The organism is Psychrobacter sp. T6-1 (assembly GCF_052258445.1).
In genome coordinates, this window is record NZ_JBQQFC010000473.1 from 1 (window position 1) to 1,335 (window position 1,335).

1 protein-coding gene is annotated in these 1,335 nt (G+C 44.2%); it reads right to left on the bottom strand.

Features of this window, described 5'->3' with window-relative positions; translation table 11 throughout:
- Positions 1-288: 288 nt before the first annotated feature.
- On the bottom strand, positions 289-1,335 hold a 1,047-nt coding region (locus ACTXGO_RS13910), incomplete at its 5' end, for a UDP-N-acetylglucosamine 4,6-dehydratase family protein (protein ID WP_443574935.1).

Consider the following 1,335-nt stretch of genomic DNA (forward strand, 5'->3'; position numbering starts at 1 on the left):
ACGGTTTGTTTCGAGTATAGAGATGTCACCGACCAAGGCCATAAAAGGCGCTATGGACGCGATGCCTAATAGTTCAGTAAAAGCCATGATAACCACAAGCACTTGTAGTATATAGAACTGTCTGACTTGTTGAACTGAGAGCAGTCCAAACAGCTGCTTTATCATGCTAAACATAATCATCTCACTATAAAATTATTCTAAAAATTACCTATGCTAGATTTTCGCCCTGCGTTAGCTACTTGTATGATTCTATCTTCGCTACGTATCAAAATCTGTCAGTAATACAGACTATACGGTAGCTGTGCTTTCTTGATAGCCTTCTACAAAGTGGGTGCATTCTTCTTTAAGCCATGCTATATCATTGATCTGCGCTCTATAAATAAGCTGAGACAACATGGTTTCGATGTCTTCTAACACAAAGCTATGCTCCATAGCTTGGCGAATGAGAGGATGATGCGTTGTCTCGACATTATCTTCGCCAATGATGAGTTCTTCGTATAACTTCTCACCAGGTCTAAGACCGGTCACCACGATTTCCATATCGCCATTAGGATTGTCTTTGTCTTTGAGCTTACAACCCGTTAGATAGATCATACGTTTGGCAAGATCCATAATCTTGACAGGCGCACCCATATCTAATACAAAGACCTCACCGCCCGTTGCCATCGCACCTGCTTGAATCACCAAACTTGCGGCTTCTGGGATCGTCATAAAATAGCGAGTGACCTCCTTATGAGTCACGGTAATAGGCCCTCCTTTCTCAATTTGCTTAGTGAATAGAGGGATCACAGAACCTGATGAGCCCAGTACATTGCCAAAGCGCACCATACTAAAACAGGTTGCGCTCTCTTTTTGGCTTAGAGCCTGACAAACCAGCTCGGCCAAGCGTTTAGAGGCGCCCATAATATTGGTGGGTCTGACGGCTTTGTCCGTTGAGATCAGCACAAAGGTCTCGACACAAGCTTGCATAGCGGCATAAGCGCAGTGGTAAGTTCCTTTGGCGTTGTTGATAACTCCCTCAAACGGATTGTGCTCAACGATGGGTACATGCTTATAGGCGGCGGCGTGGTATACCGTCTGTATATGGTAGTTGTTGAATACTTTTAGGAGCTTGTCTTCGTTGGTTGCATTGCCCAGCATAGCGACAATCTCAATGCTTTGATAAGCAGGATTTTCGTTTTGAATACTTTTGAGCTGCTGATGAATGTCATATAGCGCAAACTCAGACAACTCATAGAGCACCAAACATTTTGGCTGATTTTGAATGATCTGCCGGCACAGCTCACTACCGATAGAGCCACCAGCGCCAGTGACCAATACGTTTTTGCCAGTAAT